Origin of the sequence: Aeromonas sp. 600276 (genome assembly GCF_049175815.1) — a bacterium.
GTDB lineage: Bacteria > Pseudomonadota > Gammaproteobacteria > Enterobacterales > Aeromonadaceae > Aeromonas > Aeromonas dhakensis.
The window spans coordinates 45,201-65,718 of the sequence record NZ_JAAKVU010000019.1 but is presented as its reverse complement, the minus strand read 5'-3'; the positions used below and the strand labels follow the sequence as shown (position 1 = coordinate 65,718).

16 protein-coding genes are annotated in these 20,518 nt (G+C 60.8%); 9 read left to right on the top strand and 7 right to left on the bottom strand.

All coding sequences use genetic code 11. The features are described from left to right. Positions 1-404 precede the first annotated feature (404 nt). From tig to ppiD, 6 genes are all read left to right on the top strand, one after another. Positions 405-1,715: a trigger factor gene (tig, locus tag G5134_RS17595; protein ID WP_065018098.1), complete on the top strand. Its 1,311-nt coding sequence runs from the start codon at positions 405-407 to the stop codon at positions 1,713-1,715. Positions 1,716-1,801: 86 nt separating this feature from the next. After that, a complete protein-coding gene (gene clpP / locus G5134_RS17590; RefSeq protein WP_005301526.1) occupies positions 1,802-2,425 on the top strand; it encodes an ATP-dependent Clp endopeptidase proteolytic subunit ClpP in 624 nt (207 codons plus the stop codon). A gap of 146 nt (positions 2,426-2,571) precedes the next feature. Beyond that, positions 2,572-3,846: an ATP-dependent protease ATP-binding subunit ClpX gene (clpX, locus tag G5134_RS17585; RefSeq protein WP_005301524.1), complete on the top strand. Its 1,275-nt coding sequence runs from the start codon at positions 2,572-2,574 to the stop codon at positions 3,844-3,846. A 141-nt stretch (positions 3,847-3,987) separates the two neighbouring features. Further along, on the top strand, positions 3,988-6,342 hold the full coding sequence (gene lon, locus G5134_RS17580; protein ID WP_065018099.1) for an endopeptidase La: 2,355 nt from the start codon (positions 3,988-3,990) through the stop codon (positions 6,340-6,342). A gap of 240 nt (positions 6,343-6,582) precedes the next feature. Then, positions 6,583-6,855: a nucleoid-associated protein HU-beta gene (gene hupB, locus G5134_RS17575; protein ID WP_005315375.1), complete on the top strand. Its 273-nt coding sequence runs from the start codon at positions 6,583-6,585 to the stop codon at positions 6,853-6,855. 151 nt (positions 6,856-7,006) lie between these two features. Next, complete coding sequence (ppiD, locus tag G5134_RS17570) at positions 7,007-8,920, top strand: peptidylprolyl isomerase (RefSeq protein ID WP_065018100.1); 1,914 nt, start codon at positions 7,007-7,009, stop codon at positions 8,918-8,920. A gap of 250 nt (positions 8,921-9,170) precedes the next feature. Here the strand turns inward: ppiD and G5134_RS17565 are convergent, their stop codons facing one another. From G5134_RS17565 to G5134_RS17545, 5 genes are all read right to left on the bottom strand, one after another. Next, the gene (locus G5134_RS17565) at positions 9,171-10,763 is read right to left on the bottom strand and encodes an ABC-F family ATPase (RefSeq protein WP_010633798.1); all 1,593 of its coding nucleotides are present in this window, start codon (positions 10,761-10,763) and stop codon (positions 9,171-9,173) included. Between the two features lie 235 nt (positions 10,764-10,998). Next, positions 10,999-12,654 (bottom strand): cation acetate symporter, encoded by a 1,656-nt coding sequence (locus G5134_RS17560; RefSeq protein WP_017779662.1) that lies wholly within the window; start codon positions 12,652-12,654, stop codon positions 10,999-11,001. Further along, entirely contained in the window at positions 12,651-12,962 is a 312-nt protein-coding gene (locus G5134_RS17555) for a DUF485 domain-containing protein (protein ID WP_005301514.1), read from the bottom strand. The genes G5134_RS17560 and G5134_RS17555 overlap by 4 nt, the downstream gene beginning before the upstream one ends. Positions 12,963-13,071: 109 nt before the next feature. Next, positions 13,072-13,698: a 3'-5' exonuclease gene (locus tag G5134_RS17550; protein ID WP_065018101.1), complete on the bottom strand. Its 627-nt coding sequence runs from the start codon at positions 13,696-13,698 to the stop codon at positions 13,072-13,074. 1 nt (position 13,699) lies between these two features. Beyond that, a complete protein-coding gene (locus G5134_RS17545; RefSeq protein ID WP_065018102.1) occupies positions 13,700-15,487 on the bottom strand; it encodes a putative nucleotidyltransferase substrate binding domain-containing protein in 1,788 nt (595 codons plus the stop codon). Between the two features lie 167 nt (positions 15,488-15,654). On the opposite strand from G5134_RS17545, the gene G5134_RS17540 reads away from it, so the two are divergent. Then, positions 15,655-16,461 carry a crotonase/enoyl-CoA hydratase family protein gene (locus G5134_RS17540; protein WP_065018103.1) on the top strand — a complete coding sequence of 269 codons (807 nt, stop codon included), beginning with the start codon at positions 15,655-15,657 and terminating at the stop codon, positions 16,459-16,461. A gap of 63 nt (positions 16,462-16,524) precedes the next feature. Here the strand turns inward: G5134_RS17540 and G5134_RS17535 are convergent, their stop codons facing one another. Further along, on the bottom strand, positions 16,525-18,024 hold the full coding sequence (locus tag G5134_RS17535; RefSeq protein WP_017764317.1) for an alanine/glycine:cation symporter family protein: 1,500 nt from the start codon (positions 18,022-18,024) through the stop codon (positions 16,525-16,527). A 316-nt stretch (positions 18,025-18,340) separates the two neighbouring features. On the opposite strand from G5134_RS17535, the gene G5134_RS17530 reads away from it, so the two are divergent. After that, positions 18,341-18,778, top strand: coding sequence for a GNAT family N-acetyltransferase (locus G5134_RS17530; protein ID WP_065018104.1), 438 nt, complete (start codon positions 18,341-18,343; stop codon positions 18,776-18,778). An 18-nt stretch (positions 18,779-18,796) separates the two neighbouring features. Continuing rightward, entirely contained in the window at positions 18,797-19,606 is an 810-nt protein-coding gene (locus tag G5134_RS17525) for a zinc-dependent peptidase (RefSeq protein ID WP_065018105.1), read from the top strand. A gap of 82 nt (positions 19,607-19,688) precedes the next feature. On the opposite strand, the gene G5134_RS17520 is transcribed toward G5134_RS17525, so the two are convergent. Continuing rightward, complete coding sequence (locus G5134_RS17520; protein WP_010633807.1) at positions 19,689-20,285, bottom strand: acetate uptake transporter; 597 nt, start codon at positions 20,283-20,285, stop codon at positions 19,689-19,691. Positions 20,286-20,518 lie beyond the last annotated feature (233 nt).

Sequence of the window (20,518 nt, the reverse complement as noted above, 5' to 3'; positions counted from 1 at the left end):
ATGGCTGCCACCATAACGAGCGATGGTCATGGACGCAATGGTTGAAGGGGCGGGGCGGACAATTTGGGTCGCAGCCTGCACGCCGCGGCCGGTCTGCCAGCTGATGAGCTGAAAAAGTAGGCTCTTGCACGAAAAAAGGTGAGCAAGTGCAAATTCTTGCAGTCTGCATCCTTGAAGTCGGGCTCGGTTTTCCCCATATAAGGTGCAGTTTTGCGCGAATTGTGCCATTGCCAGCCCGGTTTGGGGACGTGTGGCTCGACTCGATCAAAGTGCGCCGCTATAATGTCGCGTCATATTTTCTCATCACAAAGACAGTCGTTGTCTTTATAAACAGGAAGACTCCGGGCTTTGCCCAGGGGCAATAAAGGGTCAGCACGCAGTGCTGAGTTGAACGAGGTAGAAGAATGCAAGTTTCTGTAGAGACAACCCAGGGTCTGGAACGCCGTCTTACCATCACCGTACCGGCCGCTACCGTTGACGCCGCCGTGCGCAAAGAATTGAACGGCCTGGCCAAAACCCGTCGCATCGACGGTTTCCGTCCTGGCAAGGCTCCGGTTGCCATCATCAAGAAAATGTTCGGCGCCATGGCTCATGCTCGCGTTGCTGACGAAATGATGCAGAGCAACTTCATCAAGGCCATCATCGACAACAAACTGAGCCCGGCCGGTGCCCCGACCATGGATCCGAAAGAGATCAAAGAGGGTCAGGATTTCGAATTCACCGCCACTTTCGAAGTGTACCCGGAGTTCGAAGTTGCCGGTCTGGAGACCATCAAGGTCGAGAAGCCGGTTGCTACCGTGAAGGATGAAGATCTGGCCAACATGATCGACACCCTGCGCAAGCAGCACGCTACCTGGAGTGACGTGGACGCCGCCGCTGCCGATGGCATGCGTGTGACCATGGACTTCGTTGGCTCCATCGACGGTGAAGAGTTCGACGGCGGCAAGGCCGAAGGCTTCAACCTGGTGCTGGGCGCCGGCCGCATGATCCCTGGCTTCGAAGACGCCATCCTGGGCAAGAAAGCAGGCGACGAGTTCACCATCGACGTGACCTTCCCGGCTGACTACCACGCTGAAAACCTGAAAGGCAAAGCTGCCAAGTTCGCTTCCAAGCTGAACAAGGTGGAAGAGCAGATCCTGCCTGAGCTGACCGAAGAGTTCGTCAAGCGTTTCGGCATCGAGAGCGGCAGCGTTGAAGAGCTGAAAGCCGAAGTGCGCAAGAACATGGAGCGCGAACTGGCTCAAGCCCTGAAAAACAGCGTGAAAGAGCAGGTGCTGAACGGTCTGGTTGAAGCCAACCAGATCGATCTGCCGAAGGCTGCCGTTGCTCAGGAAATCGATGCCCTGCGTCAGCAGGCGCTGCAGCGTTTCGGCGGCTTCCAGGGCGGCAACGCACCTGAACTGCCGGCCGAGCTGTTCCAGGCCCAGGCCGAGCGTCGCGTACGCGTAGGTCTGCTGCTGGGCGACGTGATCCGTACCAACGAGATCAAGGCTGACGACGCCCGCGTCAACAGCATCATCGAATCCATGGCCACTGCCTACGAAGATCCGAAGGAAGTGATCGAGTACTACCAGAAGAACGAGCAGATGCTGAACGGCGTTCGCAACCTGGCGGTAGAAGATCAAGCCATCGACCTGATCCTCTCCAAGGCCCAGGTGACCGAGAAAGAAGTTGCATTTGACGAAGTGATCAACAAGTCCGGTGCCGCTGCCTAAGAACATTTGACTTAAGGTCAAGACTGTTAAGTATAATGGCTCGTGTGATCTCCACTCGGGCCATTTTATTTTAGGGACAATGCCTTATGTACAAGAACTATAACGATGTGACTGAATCCCCACGCAATGCGCTCATCCCGATGGTGGTAGAGCAAACCGCGAAAGGGGAGCGTTCCTACGACATCTATTCTCGTCTGCTGAAGGAGCGGGTGATCTTCCTGACCGGTCAGGTCGAAGATCACATGGCGAATCTGGTGGTGGCTCAGCTGCTGTTCCTGGAGTCCGAAAATCCGGATCAGGACATCAGCATCTACATCAACTCTCCGGGTGGGGCCGTCACGGCCGGTATGTCCATTTATGACACCATGCAGTTCATCAAGCCGGACGTCAGCACTGTGTGCATGGGGCAGGCCTGCTCCATGGGCGCCTTCCTACTGGCCGGTGGTGCCAAGGGCAAGCGTTTCTGCCTGCCCAATGCCCGGGTGATGATCCACCAGCCGTTGGGCGGTTTCCAGGGCCAGGCATCTGACATCCAGATCCACGCCCAGGAGATCCTGAAGATCAAGAATACCCTGAACGAGCGTCTTGCCTTCCATACCGGACAGGACATGGCCACCATCGAGCGTGACACCGACCGTGACAACTTCATGTCCGCCGAGCAGGCCGTGGCCTATGGTCTGGTTGATGGTGTCCTGAGCCGCCGCGGCTGAGCCACGAGCTAGCCCGTACCATCATTGAGGACATCATCTGATTTGGTGATGCCCTCAATCGGCAGATCAGGCATGGGCAGGGTGTTCCGGACTGTTGTAAACTCAACAGGACAATCCATCCTCTATTGATAAAACGAGGTTGCTGAATGACAGAAAAACGCAAGGGTGAGGGTGATAAGCTGCTCTACTGCTCTTTTTGCGGCAAAAGCCAGCATGAAGTGCGCAAGCTGATCGCTGGCCCTTCCGTCTACATATGTGATGAGTGTGTCGAGCTGTGCAACGACATCATCCGCGAGGAGATCCGCGAGATCTCGCCCAAGCGCGATGGTAGCGAGCTGCCGACCCCTCATGAAATCCGCGCTCATCTGGATGACTATGTGATCGGGCAGGAGTACGCCAAGAAGGTGCTGGCGGTGGCCGTCTACAACCACTACAAGCGGCTGCGCAGCGGCAGCGAGTCCGGTGGTGTGGAGCTGGGCAAATCCAACATCCTGCTGATCGGTCCGACCGGCAGCGGCAAGACCCTGCTGGCCGAAACCCTGGCTCGTCTGCTGGATGTGCCGTTCACCATGGCCGACGCCACCACATTGACCGAAGCCGGTTACGTGGGCGAGGACGTGGAGAACATCATCCAGAAGCTGCTGCAAAAGTGCGACTACGACGTGGAGAAGGCCCAGCGCGGCATCGTCTACATCGACGAGATCGACAAGATCTCCCGCAAGTCGGACAACCCCTCCATCACCCGCGACGTCTCCGGGGAAGGGGTACAGCAGGCCCTGCTCAAGCTGATCGAAGGGACCATCGCTTCCGTGCCGCCGCAAGGTGGTCGCAAGCACCCGCAGCAGGAATTCTTGCAGGTCGATACCTCCAAGATCCTGTTCATCTGCGGTGGCGCCTTTGCCGGTCTGGACAAGGTGATCGAGCAGCGCTCCGTCAAGGGCACCGGCATCGGCTTTGGTGCCGAGGTCAAGTCCAAGAGCGCCAAGGCGACCCTGAGCGAGAGCTTTGCCAAGGTGGAGCCGGAAGATCTGATCAAATACGGTCTGATCCCCGAGTTCATCGGTCGTCTGCCGGTGGTCGCGACCCTGACCGAGCTGGACGAGGCTGCCCTCATCCAGATCCTGAAAGAGCCGAAGAACGCGCTGACCAAGCAGTATGCCGCGCTGTTCGATCTGGAAGGGGTGGAGCTGGAGTTCCGTGACGACGCCTTGAACGCCATTGCCCGCAAGGCGATGGAGCGCAAAACCGGCGCTCGCGGTCTACGTTCCATCGTGGAAGCCGTGCTGCTGGATACCATGTATGACCTGCCGTCGCTGGACGGTGTCAGCAAGGTGGTGATCGACGAGACCGTGATCAAGGGGGACTCCGCGCCCTTGATGATCTACGAAAATCCCGAGACCCAGGCCGCCGCATCAGAGTAAATGTCTGATTTTTAATCAAATGAAAGGGGCTTTTTGCCCCTTTCATGCTTTTTGCGGTTTCGGCGATTGAATCTCATCTAAGCGCCCCCATATACTCAGCCAAGCGCTTTGCCAACGGTATAACAAGCCGAGAGGACATATATGAACCTAGAGCGTTCAGAACGCATCGAGATTCCCGTCCTGCCTCTTCGTGACGTGGTGGTTTATCCCCACATGGTCATTCCACTCTTTGTGGGGCGGGAAAAATCCATTCGCTGTCTGGAAGCGGCCATGGAGCAGGACAAGAAAGTTCTGCTGGTGGCCCAGAAGGATGCGTCAACCGATGAGCCGACGGTGGAGGAGATCTTCTCCGTCGGGACAGTGGCCAATATTCTGCAGATGCTCAAGCTGCCCGACGGCACCGTCAAGGTGCTGGTGGAAGGGGGCCAGCGTGCCCGCCTTGAGCGGATGATCGACGACCGGGACTTCTTCGTTGGCGAGGCGCAGTACATCGCCTCCAAGGCGATCGACGAGAAGGACCAGGACGTGCTGGTACGTTCTGCCATCGGTCAGTTTGAAGGTTACATCAAGCTCAACAAGAAGATCCCGCCCGAGGTGCTCACCTCGATTTCGGCGATCGACGACGCGGCGCGCCTGGCCGATACCATGGCTGCCCACATGCCGCTCAAACTCGAAGACAAGCAGAAGGTGCTGGAAATCGCCTCTGTGTCCGAGCGCATCGAGTTTCTGATGGCCATGATGGAGTCGGAGATCGACCTGCTGCAGGTCGAGAAGCGCATCCGCTCCCGGGTCAAGAAGCAGATGGAGAAGAGCCAGCGCGAGTACTATCTCAACGAGCAGATGAAGGCCATCCAGAAAGAGCTGGGTGAGCTGGAAGACAGCCCGGATGAGTTCGAGGCCCTCAATCGCAAGATTGAAGAGGCCGGCATGCCGGAAGATGCCCGTGAGAAGGCGCAGGCCGAGCTTGCCAAGCTGAAGATGATGTCCCCCATGTCGGCGGAAGCCACCGTGGTGCGCAGCTACGTCGACTGGATGGTGCAGGTGCCGTGGAAGGCGCGTTCCAAGGTCAAGAAAGACCTGGGCAAGGCGCAAGATGTGCTGGATGCCGATCACTATGGCCTGGAGAAGGTCAAGGATCGCATCCTCGAGTATCTGGCGGTGCAGGCGCGGGTCAACAAGCTCAAGGGCCCCATCCTCTGTCTGGTTGGGCCTCCCGGTGTGGGCAAGACCTCGCTCGGTCAGTCCATCGCCAAGGCCACCGGTCGCAAATATGTGCGCATGGCGCTCGGCGGCGTGCGTGACGAGGCGGAGATCCGCGGTCATCGTCGTACCTACATCGGTTCCATGCCCGGCAAACTCATCCAGAAGATGGCCAAAGTCGGCGTGAAGAACCCGCTGTTCCTGCTCGACGAGATCGACAAGATGAGCTCGGACATGCGCGGCGATCCCGCCTCCGCCCTGCTGGAAGTGCTGGATCCCGAGCAGAACAACAGCTTCAACGATCACTACCTGGAAGTGGATTATGACCTGTCGGACGTGATGTTCGTGGCCACCTCCAACTCCATGAACATCCCGGGTCCACTGCTGGACCGGATGGAAGTGATCCGTCTGTCCGGTTACACCGAAGACGAGAAGCTCAACATCGCCAAGCAGCACCTGGTCTCCAAGCAGATCCAGCGCAACGGCCTGAAAGAGTCCGAGATCACCATCGAGGATTCCGCCCTGGTCGGGGTGATCCGCTACTACACCCGCGAGGCGGGGGTGCGTAGCCTGGAGCGCGAGATCTCCAAGATTTGTCGCAAAGCGGTCAAGCGCATCCTGCTGGACAAGAGCATCAAGCATGTTCAGGTCAATCAGGCCAACCTCAAGGAGTTCCTCGGGGTACAGCGCTTCGACTACGGCAAGGCGACCGACCAGAACCAGGTGGGTCAGGTCTGTGGTCTGGCGTGGACTGAAGTGGGGGGCGATCTGCTCACCATCGAGACCACCAACATGCCGGGCAAGGGCAAGCTCACCTACACAGGCTCCCTCGGTGACGTGATGCAGGAGTCCATCCAGGCCGCCATGACGGTGGTGCGGGCCCGTGCCGAGAAGCTGCGCATCAATGCCGACTTCTACGAGAAGCGCGACATCCACGTGCACGTACCGGAAGGGGCCACCCCCAAAGACGGTCCTAGCGCCGGTATCGCCATGTGTACCGCCCTGGTCTCCAGCTTGACCGGTAATCCGGTTCGTGCTGATGTGGCCATGACGGGGGAAATCACCTTGCGCGGCGAAGTGCTGCCCATCGGCGGTCTCAAAGAGAAGCTGCTGGCGGCTCATCGTGGTGGCATCAAGCGTGTGCTGATCCCGAAAGAGAACGAGCGGGACCTCGAGGAGATCCCGGACAACGTCAAACAAGACCTTGAAATTCATCCGGTTCGCTGGATTGATGAGGTGCTGGAACTGGCGTTGCAGGACAATCCGCAAGGGTTTGAGCGCGTTTCTGTCGTATAAATGTTGATGCGCCGCAAATTTGGCGCATTCGGGCGGTGGTTAAGGCTTGCATGCTCCGGATAACGGAAGTAGCCTTGACCACCGATCGGGAACTCATGATGAGTCGCAAGGCGTGATGTGGCGCGGGTTTGCGCCAGATTGTCACTTGCAACTGATCAGGAGGCTTGCTATAAAACCTCCACTTGTTGTGGCCAGGGAAATCGGCGCCGCAGCGATGTTCGATAAAAGGGGAATATAAGAGTGAATAAATCTCAACTGATTGACAAGATTGCAGACGGTGCTGATATCTCCAAAGCCGCTGCTGGCCGTGCGCTGGATGCTTTCATTGACGCCGTCGGTGAAGCTCTGAAAGAGGGTGACCAGGTTGCTCTGGTTGGTTTCGGTACTTTCGCCGTGCGCGAACGTGCTGCCCGTTCTGGCCGTAACCCGCAAACTGGCGCGACCATCGAAATCGCCGCCGGTAAAGTTCCTGCCTTCAAAGCCGGTAAGGCCCTGAAAGACGCGGTCAACTAAGCCGGGCGCTGATTCTACATCGGCTACCGTCCTTGGTCACAGACCAGACAAGTGAGAGGGCTCTCCCTCATACTGATTGACCAAGGCGCATCGCAATCGGTGCGCCTTTTCATTATTTACGCCCATCGAGTTCGGGAGCATAAGTACAAACATGATGTTGGATAAACTACGCGAAGGGGCGCAGGGCAAGGTGGCCAAGGTTATCTTGGGCCTGATCATCCTCTCCTTTGCCTTGGCCGGTGTAGGTAGCTATCTGAACGGTCCGGCCCGTACCGCCCCCGCCACCGTCAACGGCACGGATATCACTGCCGCGGCACTGGAAAATGCCTACCGCAACGAGCGCGCCCGCATGGAGTCCCAAATGGGGGAGTCCTTCAATCAGCTGGCCGCCAATCCCGATTACATGAAGCAGTTCCGTCGCGGCGTACTGGACCGTCTGATCGATCAGGCCCTCTTTGACAGCAAGGCCCGTGAACTGGGTCTGCGGGTCAGCGATGAGCAGATCAAGCAGGCCATCGTCGCCATGCCCGAGTTTGCCGAAGAGGGCAAGTTCAACAACGATCGCTACCTGCAGCTGATCCGCCGTGCCGGCATGACCCCCGAGATGTTCCGTGACTCCCTGCGCCAGGACATGGTGCGTCAGCAACTGATGGGCGCCCTGCTGGGCACCGAATTTGCGCTCAAGGGTGAAGCCGAGCAACTGGACAAGCTCTACAACCAGACTCGCGATCTGCGTCTGGTGCGCCTGGCCGCCTCCGCCTATCTGGGGGACGTGAAAGTCTCCGATGAAGAGGTGGAGCAGTACTACAAGGCCAACAGCAACCGCTTCATGAACGACGAGCAGGTCAAGGTCGACTATCTGCTGCTGGACGCCGCCACCCTTGGCAAAGACGTCAAGGTGAGCGAGCAGGATGCCCAGGACTACTACGATCAGCACCAGGATCTGTTCCAGCGTGCCGAGCGTCGCCGCGTGGCTCATATCCTGATCCCGTTTGGCAAGGACGAGAAAGCCGCCGAGCAGAAGGCTGAAGCCGTACTGGCGAAAGCCAAGGCGGGTGACGACTTCACCGCGCTGGCCAAGGCCGACTCCTCCGATACCTTCTCCGCCAAGAAGGGCGGCGAGCTGGACTGGTTCGAGAAAGGGGTGATGGATCCGGCCTTCGAGAAGGCGGCATTTGCCCTGGCCAAGGCCGGCGATCTCTCCGCCGTCGTCAAGAGCCCGTTCGGCTTCCACGTCATCAAGCTGCTGGGGGTTGAACCGGCCCAGACCAAGCCGTTTGCCGATGTGAAGGCAGAGACCATCAGCCGTCTGCAGAGCGACAAGGCCAAGGAGCTGTTCTTTGCCGAGCAGCAGAAGATGGCCGACAGCAGCTTCGAGAACCCGGACTCGCTGGACTTGACCGCCGAGACCATGGGCCTCAAGGTGCAGTCCACCGGTTACTTCAGCCAGGCTGATGCCCCGGCACCGCTCAATGATCCCAAGGCGCTCTCTGCGGCCTTCTCCGAGCAGCTGCGCGATGACAACACCAACTCCGACGTGATCGAACTGGCTGACGGCAAGGCGCTGGTGATGCACATCACCGGTCACCAGCCGAAAGCGGCCAAGCCGCTGGCGGAGGTGAAAGAGCAGGTGATTGCCGCCATCAAGCACGACAAGGCCAGTGAAGTGGCCCGTGGCAAGGCGCAGGGTCTGCTGGACAAGCTCAAGGCCGGCGAGAACATCCAGCCCGAGCTGACTGCACTGGGTCTGAAGGTGGAGAGCCACGATGGCGTCGCCCGTTTCGCCCAGGATCTGGATCAGAACCTAGTGGCACAGGCCTTCCGTATGCCTCATCCGGTCGATGGCAAGCCGAGCGTCGAGCTGGTGACCGAAGCCAATGGCGACCGCGTGGTGGTGGCCCTGGACAAGGTGACCGTCGCCAAGGAGCCGTCCGGCATGGCCAAGCTGCTGCAAGGCCAGCTGGGTCAGGGCAAGGCTCAGGTGAGCTACAAGTCTCTCATCGACGAGCTGCGCAAGTCTGCCAAGATTGAGTACTTCACCGACGTGGAAGCCACGGTCGAATAAGTCGAACCGATCCCAGTCGATATGAGAACGGCCCCTTGATGGGGCCGTTTTTTTATCTGCACGCGGCAGAAGGGGCGGGATGTGCTGCTCCTTCTGGCCGAAGATAAGCTGCCTGGCGGAAGGTCAGTTGCGGGAGCCGAACCCTTGGCTCTTCTGGTCTGCATTCCAAGGCAGGGAGTCTTGCCAACAGGCATAAAAAAACCGGCACTCAGGTGCCGGTTTTCATTGACGGGATATGCGGGCAGGGGGGTTACACCACGCCCTGGGTACGCAGGTAATCCTCGTAGGTGCCGCCGAAATCGCGGATGCCGTTTTCGGTCAGCTCCAGGATGCGGGTCGCCAGGGAGGAGACAAACTCACGGTCGTGGGAGACGAAGATCAGGGTGCCCTTGTACATCTCCAGCGCCAGGTTCAAGGATTCGATGGATTCCATGTCCAGGTGGTTGGTCGGTTCATCCATGATCAGGATGTTGGGGCGCTGCATCATCAGCTTGCCGAATAGCATGCGGCCCTGTTCACCACCGGAGAGCACCTTGACCGGCTTCTTGATGTCGTCCTGGGAGAACAGCAGACGGCCCAGCACGGAGCGTACGGCCTGCTCGTCTTCGTTCTCCTGTTTCCACTGGGCCATCCAGTCGAACACGTTGAGGTCGGTGTCGAAGTCCTCGGCGTGATCCTGGGCGTAGTAGCCGATCTGGGCGTTTTCGGACCACTTGATGGTGCCGGTATCCGGTGCCAGTGCCCCAACGAGCGTCTTGATCAGGGTGGATTTACCGATCCCGTTGGTACCCAGAATGGCGACCTTCTCGCCCACTTCCAGCATCATGTTGAGGCCCTTGAACAGGGGACCGTCGCCATAACCCTTGGAAACGCCTTCGATCTCCAGGATGTTGCGGTAGAGCTTCTTCTCCTGCTCGAAGCGGATGAAGGGGTTCTGACGGCTGGAGACCTTCACTTCCTCAATCTTGATCTTGTCGATCTGCTTGAGGCGAGAGGTGGCCTGGCTGGACTTGGAGGCGTTGGCGCTGAAACGGGAGACGAAGGATTGCAGATCGGCGATCTGGGCCTTCTTCTTGGCGTTGTCGGCCAACAGGCGTTCACGGGCCTGGGTAGCGGCGGTCATGTATTCGTCGTAGTTGCCCGGGTAGACGCGCAGCTCGCCGTAGTCCAGATCCGCCATGTGGGTGCAGACGGAGTTCAGGAAGTGACGGTCGTGAGAGATGATGATCATGGTGCTCTCGCGATCGTTGAGCACCTGCTCCAGCCAGCGAATGGTGTTGATGTCCAGGTTGTTGGTCGGTTCGTCCAGCAGCAGGATGTCAGGGTTGGAGAACAGCGCCTGTGCCAGCAGCACCCGCAGTTTCCAGCCCGGCGCCACTTCGCTCATCGGGCCGTTGTGCTGCTCGATGGGAATGCCGGCACCCAGCAACAGCTCGCCTGCGCGCGCTTCGGCGGTATAGCCGTCATACTCGGCGACCAGGCCTTCCAGCTCGGCGGCCTTCATATAGTCGTCGTCGGTCGCTTCCAGATTGGCGTAGATGGCATCGCGCTCGGCGATGGCGGCCCACAGCTCGGTGTGACCCATCATGACCACGTCCAGCACGCGCATCTCTTCGTAGGCGAACTGATCCTGACGCAGCTTACCGATCCGCTCGTTGACGTCCAGGCTCACATTGCCGCCAGTGGGCTCCAGATCGCCGCCGAGGATCTTCATGAAGGTGGACTTGCCACAGCCGTTGGCGCCGATGAGGCCGTAGCGGTTGCCGCCGCCAAACTTGACGCTGATGTTCTCAAACAGCGGCTTGGCGCCGAACTGCATGGTGATGTTGTTGCTTGAAAGCACTGGAATGTCCCGGTTGATCTGTCAAATGGCGCGCATTATGGCACAGATCCCCCGAAAGTTTTAGCAAGAACTGTGATCCGGGTCTATTGCAGGGGGGATTTGGATGGTGGTGCTGGGCACTCGCGTACCCTGGCGGCCATGGCCGCATCGATCGGACTGCAACGGGCGCTAACCGTAGCCTGTCGACATGAAAAAAGCCGGCCCTGAGGCCGGCTTGCAACTGTCAATGGAAGGCTCAGTGGGAGCTGGCGCTGGCAGCGCCAAGCCCGGTCTGGGAGCGAACGAACTGCGGGAAGAACTTGGCGTGCTCGTCGGCGGCATTTTGTGACTTGTCGGTCACCGAGAAGAACCAGATCCCGACAAACGCCAGCCCCATGGAGAAGAGGGCAGGGTACTCGTAGGGGAAGATGGCCTGGGCGTGCCCCAGCACCTTGACCCACACGGTCGGGCCCAGGATCATCAGGCTGACTGCACTCACCAGCCCCAGCCAGCCGCCATAGACGGCGCCGCGGGTGGTCAGGCGTGACCAGAACATGGAGAGGAACAGCACCGGGAAGTTGCAGCTGGCGGCGATGGAGAAGGCCAGTCCCACCATGAAGGCGATGTTCTGCTTCTCGAACAGGATGCCCAGCCCGATGGCCACCACACCCAGCACTATGGTGGTGAGCTTGGAGACGCGCAGCTCGTCGGCTTCGTTGGCCTTGCCCTTCTTGATGACGCTGGCATAGAGGTCGTGGGAGACCGCAGAGGCGCCGGCCAGGGTCAGCCCGGCCACTACCGCCAGTATGGTGGCAAACGCCACGGCGGAGATGAAGCCCAGGAACAGGCTGCCACCCACCGCATCGGCCAGGTGAATGGCAGCCATGTTGGTGCCGCCCAGCAGGGCGCCGGTGGCATCCTTGAAGTCGGGGTTGGTGCTGACCAGCAGGATGGCGCCAAAGCCGATGATGAAGGTGAGGATATAGAAGTAGCCGATGAAGCCGGTGGCATAGAACACCGACTTGCGGGCCTCTTTGGCGTCACTCACGGTGAAGAAGCGCATCAGGATGTGGGGCAGGCCGGCGGTACCGAACATCAGGGCGAGACCCAGCGAGATGGCGGAGATGGGATCGGCGACCAGGCCGCCCGGGCTCATGATGGCGATGCCCTTCTCGTGCACCTTGACCGCTTCACTGAACAGGGTGCCGATGTCGAAGTTGACCGACTTCATCACCATGATGGCCATGAAGCTGGCACCGGAGAGCAGCATCACCGCCTTGATGATCTGCACCCAGGTGGTGGCCAGCATGCCGCCAAACAGCACGTAGAGCACCATTAGGATGCCGACCAGCACCACGGCCACGTGGTATTGCAGGCCGAACAGCAGCTCGATCAGCTTGCCGGCACCGACCATCTGGGCGATCAGGTAGAGGGCGACCACCACCAGCGAGCCGCTGGCGGAGAGAGTGCGCACCTCGGTCTGTTTGAGGCGATAGGAGGCCACGTCGGCAAAGGTGTACTTGCCGAGGTTGCGCAGCCGCTCCGCGATCAGGAACAGGATGATGGGCCAGCCCACCAGAAAGCCGATGGAGTAGATAAGACCGTCGTAGCCGGAGGTGTAGACCAGCGCCGAGATGCCGAGGAAGGAGGCGGCAGACATGTAGTCACCGGCGATGGCCAGACCGTTCTGGAAGCCGGTGATGCGCCCGCCGGCGGCGTAGTAGTCGGCGGCCGAGCGGTTGCGCTTGGAGGCCCAGTAGGTGATGAACAGGGTGGCCGCCACGAAGACCACGAACATGATGATGGCCGGGATGTTGAGGGGCTGGCGATGCACTTCGCCGGTCAGCGCATCGGCTGCCAGCAGGGGGAACGATGCCAGCAGGGCCGGCAGCAGCAGGAACTTGCCTTTCATGATTTCACTCCCTTGAGGATCTTCTGGTTCAGTTCGTCAAACTCGCCGTTGGCCCGAAACACGTAGACACCGGTCAGCACGAAGGCGGACAGGATGAGACCTATTCCGACCGGGATGCCGCGGGTGACGGAAGATCCTTCGCTCAAGGGGGTGCCAAGCCAGCCGGGGGCAAAGGCGATGAGCAGGATGAACGCCAGGTAGAGCCCCAGCATCAGGATGGAGAGGGACCAGGCGAAGCGCTGGCGCTTGGCGACCAGCGCCTGGAAGTTGGGATCTTGCTGGATCCGAAGATAAGGTTGCTGTTCCATTGCAGTGCTCCATGACGTTGAGTGTCAGCGGTGGATGAGGGGGTTCCCTACCGGGCAGCCTAAGCCGCCCATGTAATCAAAATGTGAATCAAATGTTATTTGTGGACAATTAGACTTTGGGATAAGCCAGTGGCCCGCCCTGATGCAGGCGCAGGAAGATGAGGGCCGCGGTGATGGCATCGCTCAGGGCGTCGTGGGCGGGCAGGGGGGGAAGCGCCAGATGGCGGCAGATCGCCGCGAGATGAAGATCGATGACGGCCTCAGGATAGCGGCGATAGAGGTGATCGTGATAGAGCCGGCTCACTTCTATGCCCCTCTGTGCCAGGGTCAACCCCCACAACTTGCGGCAGGCCAGGTTGAGGATGCGCAGATCATAGGCGATGTGATACCCCACCAGTTCACGGGGGCCGATGAAGGCAAGCAGCTGATGCAGCGCGGCTTCCAGCTCCATGCCCTGTTGCAGATCCTGATGGCGCAGACCGTGGATCACCACCGACTCGGCGGTGAGGCCGCCGGGTGGCAACACCCGCAGGGAGAGCGCTTCGCCGGTCAGCAGCCGGTTGCCCCGAATGCGCACCGCCCCGATGGCGACGATCTCGGCCCGGTCGGGATCCAGGCTGGTGGTCTCGAAGTCAAGGGCCACCCATTCATCGGCCGGGGGGGCGGCAAAGAGCGGGGCGAACGCCGAGGTGTGAAAGCGGTGGCCAAGCCAGTGACGACGCAGGCGGCTCAACACGCTATTGTCTCAGACGAAAGTGCAAGGTGAGCCACTGCTGGAATTTCTTCACCTGATGCAGCGCCTGGCGCAGCAGGTCCCGCTCGCCATGGCTGAGATCATTGACCTGCACCCGGCTCTCCCCCTCCTTGAGCTGGCTGCGCAACCTGAGCCGCACGAACAGTCTGAACGCCTCCGCCAGATCGGCGCCAAAGCTGGCGCTGAGCCGCTCTGCCGTCACCAGCGCCTCGATCCGCCCCAGGGTGGAAGTTTCCAGGATGGTAGCTTCCAGCGCCAGCATGCGGATGCCGTGCACCAGCGGGAAGAGGCCGCCACGTTTCAGATCCAGCCCCTCCGGTGCCCGCTCCAGCCGGCCAAACAGGGTGAGGGGGGCGTGAAAGGCGACCGCCGGCCGCACCATCTCCGCCAGCAGATCTCCCCGCTCGGCCAGCTGCTCGCGCAACTTGCGGGCAACGGGGGGAAGAAGGGCGCGATCGCCCGCGATGGGGTGGGCGTCGGCCAGGGTGGCGAGCCAGAGCAGATCCTCTTCCCTGGCTTCGACGCAGGCCCGCTCGATCTCCTGCAGCCAGCCGTCGAGGGGTTTGACCCAGGCGGGGTTGTTGACCATCACTCGGCCGGGGCAGGGCGGGTAGCCGAGCCTGGCTAGCAGCTCGCTGAAGGCGGCCAGATCGGCCTGCTGGGTGGGCCAGGACAGGTCGGCGGGCAGGATCAGGGCATTGTCCTGATCGGTTTTGAGGATCTGCTCGCCGCGCCCCTCCGAGCCCAGCATCAGCAGGCAGACCCGCTCCTGCACCTCGGGCGGGATCACCAGCGCGAAGGCCTTGGCGATCAGCTGCTCGTTGATGGTGGCGATGAGCTTCATCAAGAAGGCGGTGTGGATCCCCTGGGCGAACAGGGAGCGGGTCAGCTGCTGCTGTTCACGGGCCACCGCCTCCAGCGCCGGCAGGGTGTCGGCGCGGGCGATGCGCAGGGTCAGCACGTGAGAGTGGGTGGAGAAGAGGCCGAGCACCTGGGTCAGGTGCAGGATCCCCGCCACCTCCTGTCCCTGCCAGACAACCAGCCGCTTGATGCGGTGGCGGGTCATCAGCAACAGGGCATCGAACAGATAGCTGCCCTGGGCCAGCCCGATCAGCGGGGTGGGGGTCAGCACTGCCAGCGGCGCCGTCAGCGGCAATCCTTTGAGGGTCAGGGCGTGCAGCAGGGTCTTGCGGGTTGCCAGGCTCAGACTGCCGTCCGTGGCGGGGTAGAGCAGGCAGTCGGTGCCCCTGGCCACCATGGCCTCGGTGGCGGCCAGGAGCGACAGGCGGCTGTCGACGATGAGCGCCGGCTGCAGATGGCCGGGTTCGATGCGGGTCAGGATGAATTCTGCCAGATTCTTCTGGCCCAGCTGGGCGCGCTGCTCCTGCAGCTGCTGTCGCTGTGCTAGGCTGGCGGTGAAGTAGCGGGTGAAGGCGTCGTTGCCTTCACACAAGGCCAGGAAGGTATCGCGGGGGATCAGCTGGCAGAGCAGATCTTCCAGCGCGTTGAACTGGTGGCGACAGTGGCCGTCGAACTGGGCGCGCACGTCGAACATGTCCCCCTCGCCGTAGTCGCCGAACTGATGGTGGGGGGTCGACTCCTCCACCGCCCCCTTGATGACGAGGTAGAGGCCGGGGGGCACATCGCCCGCCTTGAGCACAGGCTGGCCGGCGCGAAAGTAGCAGATGGAGAGGGCCTGCCCCAGTTGTTGGCGCTCAGGCTCGCTCAGGCAGTCAAACGGCGGACGGGCAAAGTTGAACAGAGTGGTCATGGCAATCCTTGGCCGGTGGCGTCAAATCAGTCTGACAAAGCGGCGTGCTGCCGGCCAGCCGACTTTAGTCGCACGGCCAGCCGATCCCATGGGCCGCTGTACCTGATGATAACACTCTGATAACGTGGTGGTATGACCAGTGTGAGCTCAGGAGAGGACAGGGGAAAATGGAAAAACCAAGGGTCAAATGCGAGATCCGGGACGGCATCGCCGAGGTGATGCTGGCGCGGGGTGACAAGCTCAATGCGCTGGACAGGGCCATGTTCAGCGCCATCGACGAGGTGCTCGAGCAGTTGCGCCAGCACAAGGGGTTGCGGGCGGTGATCCTGCATGGAGAGGGGCGGGCCTTTTGCGCCGGGTTGGATGTGAAATCCATGCTCAAGCAGCCGGTGGCGGCGCTCGAGATTTTAAAACGCGAGGCGGACGAAGCCACCAACCTGGCCCAGCGGGTGGCCTATGGCTGGCATCAACTGCCGGTGCCGGTGATCGCCGTGACCCAGGGGGTCTGTTTTGGCGGCGGGCTGCAGATCGCCCTTGGCGCCGACTTTAGGTTCAGCACCCCCGATTGCCGCTTCTCGGTGATGGAGATCAAGTGGGGCATCATCCCCGACATGAGCGGCAGCGTCACCCTGCGCAATCTGATGGGGGTGGACACCGCCATGGAGCTGGCCATGAGCGGACGCGAGCTGGCGGCGCCGGAGGCCAAGTCCCTCGGGCTGGTGAGCCGGGTCTGCGACGATCCGCTGGCCCAGGCGCGGGAGTTCGCGAGGACCCTCATCACCAAGTCCCCCGACGCGCTGGCGGGGATCAAGCAGCTCTACAACCAGGCCTGGGCCCGCAGCGACGAGGCGATGCTCAAAGAAGAGACCCGGTTGCAAAAGCAGATCCTGGGACGCCCCAACCAGTGGCGCGCCACCCTCAACAGCCTGTTTCGCTGGCGCCTGCCGTTCGGGCCGCGCCGCAACGCGCTCTGAGAGGCAGGGATAAACAAAAAATGGCAGCTGAGGCTGCCATTTTTATTGGGGAGTGGTGCGCGATCAGGAGATCTTGCGATCCTGATCCGGCTCGAACGAGTGACCGGATTTCTCCTGTTCCAGGTTGTCTTCGGAGCGGTGACCAGACCAGTAGTCGGCGTTCTTGATGCCGAGCTTCTCCGGGTGGAACACCGGATCCAGCCCCTGGGCCTGCTGGGCCTCGTAGTCTTTCAGACAGGTGAAGGCGGTCTTTTGCAGCAGCAGGATGGCGATGATGTTGAGCCAGGCCATCAGGCCGACCCCGATGTCACCCATGCCCCAGGCCAGATCGGCCGTCTTGACGGTGCCGTAGACAGTGGCGGCCATCAGGGCAATCTTCAGCAGGAAGGTGAGCCAGGGGCGATTCATCTTGCGGTTGATGTAGGCGATGTTGGTCTCGGCGATGTAGTAGTAGGCAACGATGGTGGTGAACGCGAAGAAGAACAGCGCGATGGCCACGAACATGCTGCCAAAGCCAGGCATCATGCTCTCCATGGCGGTCTGCACATAGCCCGGGCCCGCAGCCACGCCGGCAATGCCGGTGTAGAGGGCCGCGCCATCCGGCCCCTGCACGTTGTAGAGGCCGGTGATGAGCAGCATGAAGCCGGTGGCGGAGCAGACGAACAGGGTGTCGATGTAGACGGAGAACGCCTGCACCAGGCCCTGCTTGGCCGGGTGGCTTACCGCGGCGGCGGAGGAGGCGTGCGGACCGGTACCCTGGCCTGCTTCGTTGGAGTAGACCCCGCGTTTGACCCCCCACATGATGGCCAGACCCAGAATGGCACCGAAGCCGGCATCCATCCCGAACGCGCTCTTCCAGATCAGCAGGATCACGCCCGGCAGCGCATGGATGTTGAGGGCGATGATGACGCAGGCGACGATGATGTAGCCCAGCGCCATGAAGGGCACCACGGTACTGGCGAAGCTGGCTATACGCTTGACGCCGCCGAAGATGATGAAGCCGAGCAGCAGTGCCAGAGCGGCGGCGGTGACGTTCGGATCGATATCAAACGCGTTTTGCAGGCTGGCGCCGATGGAGTTGGCCTGCACCCCTGGCAGCAGCACGCCGCAGGCAAACACGGTGGCAATGGCGAAGGTCCAGGCGTACCACTTCATGCCGAGCCCTTTCTCGATGTAGAAGGCCGGGCCGCCGCGGTATTCGCCGTTGATCTTCTCCTTGTAGACCTGACCCAGGGTGGACTCCACGAAGGCGGAGCTGGCGCCGAGGAAGGCTACCATCCACATCCAGAACAGGGCGCCCGGGCCACCGAAGGTGATGGCGGTGGCGACCCCGGCGATGTTGCCGGTGCCGACGCGACCGGCCAGGGTCATGGCCAGCGCCTGGAAGGAGGAGACCCCCGCATCCGTGCTCTTGCCATCAAACATCAAGCGGATCATCTCCTTGATGTGACGCAGTTGCAAAAAGCGGCTGCGCAGGGAGAAGTAGAGGCCTACCCCCAGACACAGGTAGATGAGCGCAGGGCTCCAAATCACACCATTGATGGCATTGACGATCTCATTCATGTACAACAACTCCTTTGTTGTGCTGTCTTGTTGGCGGGGTCTCTGCCCCGCTCCCTTAAATTTCAGGTGACCCTGGAGTCACTCGTTATGATTGGGGACCGGTCGGTGGCGGAAGTTTCCACTGGCCAGTCCGCGGGTTTTAACATATCGATTTGTGCAAGGGCTTCCTAGCGAAATATGTTGTCACCTTGTTAATTTGTGAATTGACATTAACAAATCGTGATGTGGTTGGACAAAATGCGGTGTCAACCCGGTATCATCTCCTCTTTCATCGGCATGCCCGTGGGGGAGAAGCAGAGCAAAATCGAGGCCAAGGATGCAAACAGAGAGAGAGACGGCGGTGATCCGCCCGGCCTGCGCCGGGGATGTGGCCGCCATGGCCGACTTGCTCGGCCAGCTGGGCTACCCGGTCAGCCTACAGGAGCTGGAAGACCGCTGGCTGACGCCGGATCCGGCCCGCGAGGTGCTGGTGGCCTGCCTCGATGAGGGGATCGCAGGCGTCTTGGTGTGGCACTGCCTGAACCCGCTGCACGTTGCACCAGAGTGGGGCCTGATCTCGGCGCTGGTTGTCGATGAGGGTGCAAGGGGAAGCGGCGTGGGGGCCGCCCTGTTGGCCGTGGCAGAGAGCCATGCACAGGCGCGGGGTTGCAGCCAGCTGGAGCTTTCCAGCAGCCTCAAGCGGGAAGGGGCCCATCGCTTCTATCTGGCTCAGGGGTATGTCGAGTGTCCGAAACGGTTTGTGAAAACAGTCTGATCAGCAAGAGGAGTCTGTGTGTTCTGGTCTCGCTTACGAAGTGTGTTTGGTGGTGCGTCCCGGCAAGATGAGCAGGGGCCGGATGCCCTGGAGTGGCAGCAGGCCCTAGCCGCAGTGCCCATTTTGCAGGGCTTTTCCCGGGAGGAGGAGCAGACCCTGATCGGGTTGGCGCAGCAGCTGCTGGCCCGCAAGACCCTCACCCAGCTCGGGGTGACGCTTACCCCCCGCCAGCAGGCGGTGCTGGCCTTGCAGGCGGTGCTGCCCATTCTCCATCTGGGGCTCGACTGGTATCGGGGCTTTCACGAGATCATCCTGATCCCCGAACCTGTGGTACGCCGCCAGCAGGTACAGGACGAGTTCGGTCTGGTGAGAGAGGTGGAAGAGGAGAACGCCGGCGAATCCTGGCCCCAGGGGCCGCTGGTACTGGCCTGGAGCGAGCTGCAGCAGGACGGGGACTGGGACGGTTTCAATCTGGTGATCCACGAGCTGACCCACAAGCTCGACATGCTGGGAGGGGAGGCCGACGGGGCGCCGCCGCTGCCGGCAGGAATGGATCCGCGCCAGTGGACGAGTGCGCTGCAGGCAGCATTCGATGCCATGCAGGCGCAGCTGGATCGCCACGAACCCACCGCCATCGACCCTTACGCCGCCTCGCACCCGGCCGAGTTCTTGGCAGTGTGCAGCGAGTGCTTTTTTACCGATCCGCTGCGCCTGCGCGACACCTATCCGGCGGTGTACGAGCAGTTTACCCGCTTCTTCGGCCAGCAGCCGGTGACGCGTTTTCCGGCGACCCGACTGCTGGCGGGGGAGCCCGAGTTTCACGGCTAGCCGGGTGAACCTGGCAAATCGCGCCCAACAAAAAGGCACCCCGCGGGGTGCCTTTTTCGTGACAGCTGTGTCGGCCGGGTGTTTAGGCAGCGGCTTTGAGCTGAACGGCGGCGGCTTTCTTGTGATCGCCGATCGGCAGCACGGTGCGACCGAACTGCTCGTTCAGCACGGTGGCCATGGCCAGGTAGATGGCGCTGGCGCCGCAGATGATGCCTTCGAAACCGGCGATGGTGCCGATCAGGGTGCTGCCGGTGAAGTCACGGGCGGCCAGCAGGAAGAACAGCACGGTCAGGGAGGCGAACACGAACTGCTTCACGCGCGGGTAGTTGACGGTCCCGATCAGCATGAACAGGGTGAACATGCCCCACATCAGCAGGTACCAGCCCATGTAGGCGTGCGGAGTGGCTTCGGCCAGACCCATGGTCGGCATCACCAGCAGGAACACCAGGCTCCACCAGAAGGTGCCGTAGGAGATGAAGGCAGTCACACCGAAGGTGTTGCCGCGCTTGTACTCCATGATACCGGCGATGATCTGGGCCAGACCGCCATAGCACAGGCCCATGGCCAGGATCATGGCGCTGATGGGGAAGAAACCTGCGTTATGGATGTTCAGCAGAATGGTGGTCATACCGAAACCCATCAGACCCAGAGGGGCAGGGTTGGCCAATTTTTCGCTCACGTGGCGTTCTCCAAAAATAGAGGTGGGGGTTGATAAAAGACGCGCGATTTTAGGCAGGCTCTAGGCGTCGGGCAAGAGGTGGAAGGGACGAAACAGTAAAAAAATAACGGATTTTTTTACCCGGCTGACCATTCGTGCGATCCAGGTAGATGGCTGGTGAATGAATGGTGCGGACAAGGTTGATAAATTGTATTGAGCGGAACATTTCTGAAAGTTTCATACAGCTCGAGGCG

Excerpts from the sequence above, each read along its gene's own strand:
- G5134_RS17540 (WP_065018103.1), top strand. The coding sequence starts at position 15,655 with ATGGAAAAACCAAGGGTCAAATGCGAGATCCGGGACGGCATCGCCGAG.
- tig (WP_065018098.1), top strand. The coding sequence starts at position 405 with ATGCAAGTTTCTGTAGAGACAACCCAGGGTCTGGAACGCCGTCTTACC.
- ppiD (WP_065018100.1), top strand. The coding sequence starts at position 7,007 with ATGATGTTGGATAAACTACGCGAAGGGGCGCAGGGCAAGGTGGCCAAG.
- lon (WP_065018099.1), top strand. The coding sequence starts at position 3,988 with ATGAACCTAGAGCGTTCAGAACGCATCGAGATTCCCGTCCTGCCTCTT.
- G5134_RS17545 (WP_065018102.1), bottom strand. The coding sequence starts at position 15,487 with ATGACCACTCTGTTCAACTTTGCCCGTCCGCCGTTTGACTGCCTGAGC.
- clpX (WP_005301524.1), top strand. The coding sequence starts at position 2,572 with ATGACAGAAAAACGCAAGGGTGAGGGTGATAAGCTGCTCTACTGCTCT.
- clpP (WP_005301526.1), top strand. The coding sequence starts at position 1,802 with ATGTACAAGAACTATAACGATGTGACTGAATCCCCACGCAATGCGCTC.
- G5134_RS17560 (WP_017779662.1), bottom strand. The coding sequence starts at position 12,654 with ATGAAAGGCAAGTTCCTGCTGCTGCCGGCCCTGCTGGCATCGTTCCCC.
- G5134_RS17530 (WP_065018104.1), top strand. The coding sequence starts at position 18,341 with ATGCAAACAGAGAGAGAGACGGCGGTGATCCGCCCGGCCTGCGCCGGG.
- G5134_RS17555 (WP_005301514.1), bottom strand. The coding sequence starts at position 12,962 with ATGGAACAGCAACCTTATCTTCGGATCCAGCAAGATCCCAACTTCCAG.
- G5134_RS17535 (WP_017764317.1), bottom strand. The coding sequence starts at position 18,024 with ATGAATGAGATCGTCAATGCCATCAATGGTGTGATTTGGAGCCCTGCG.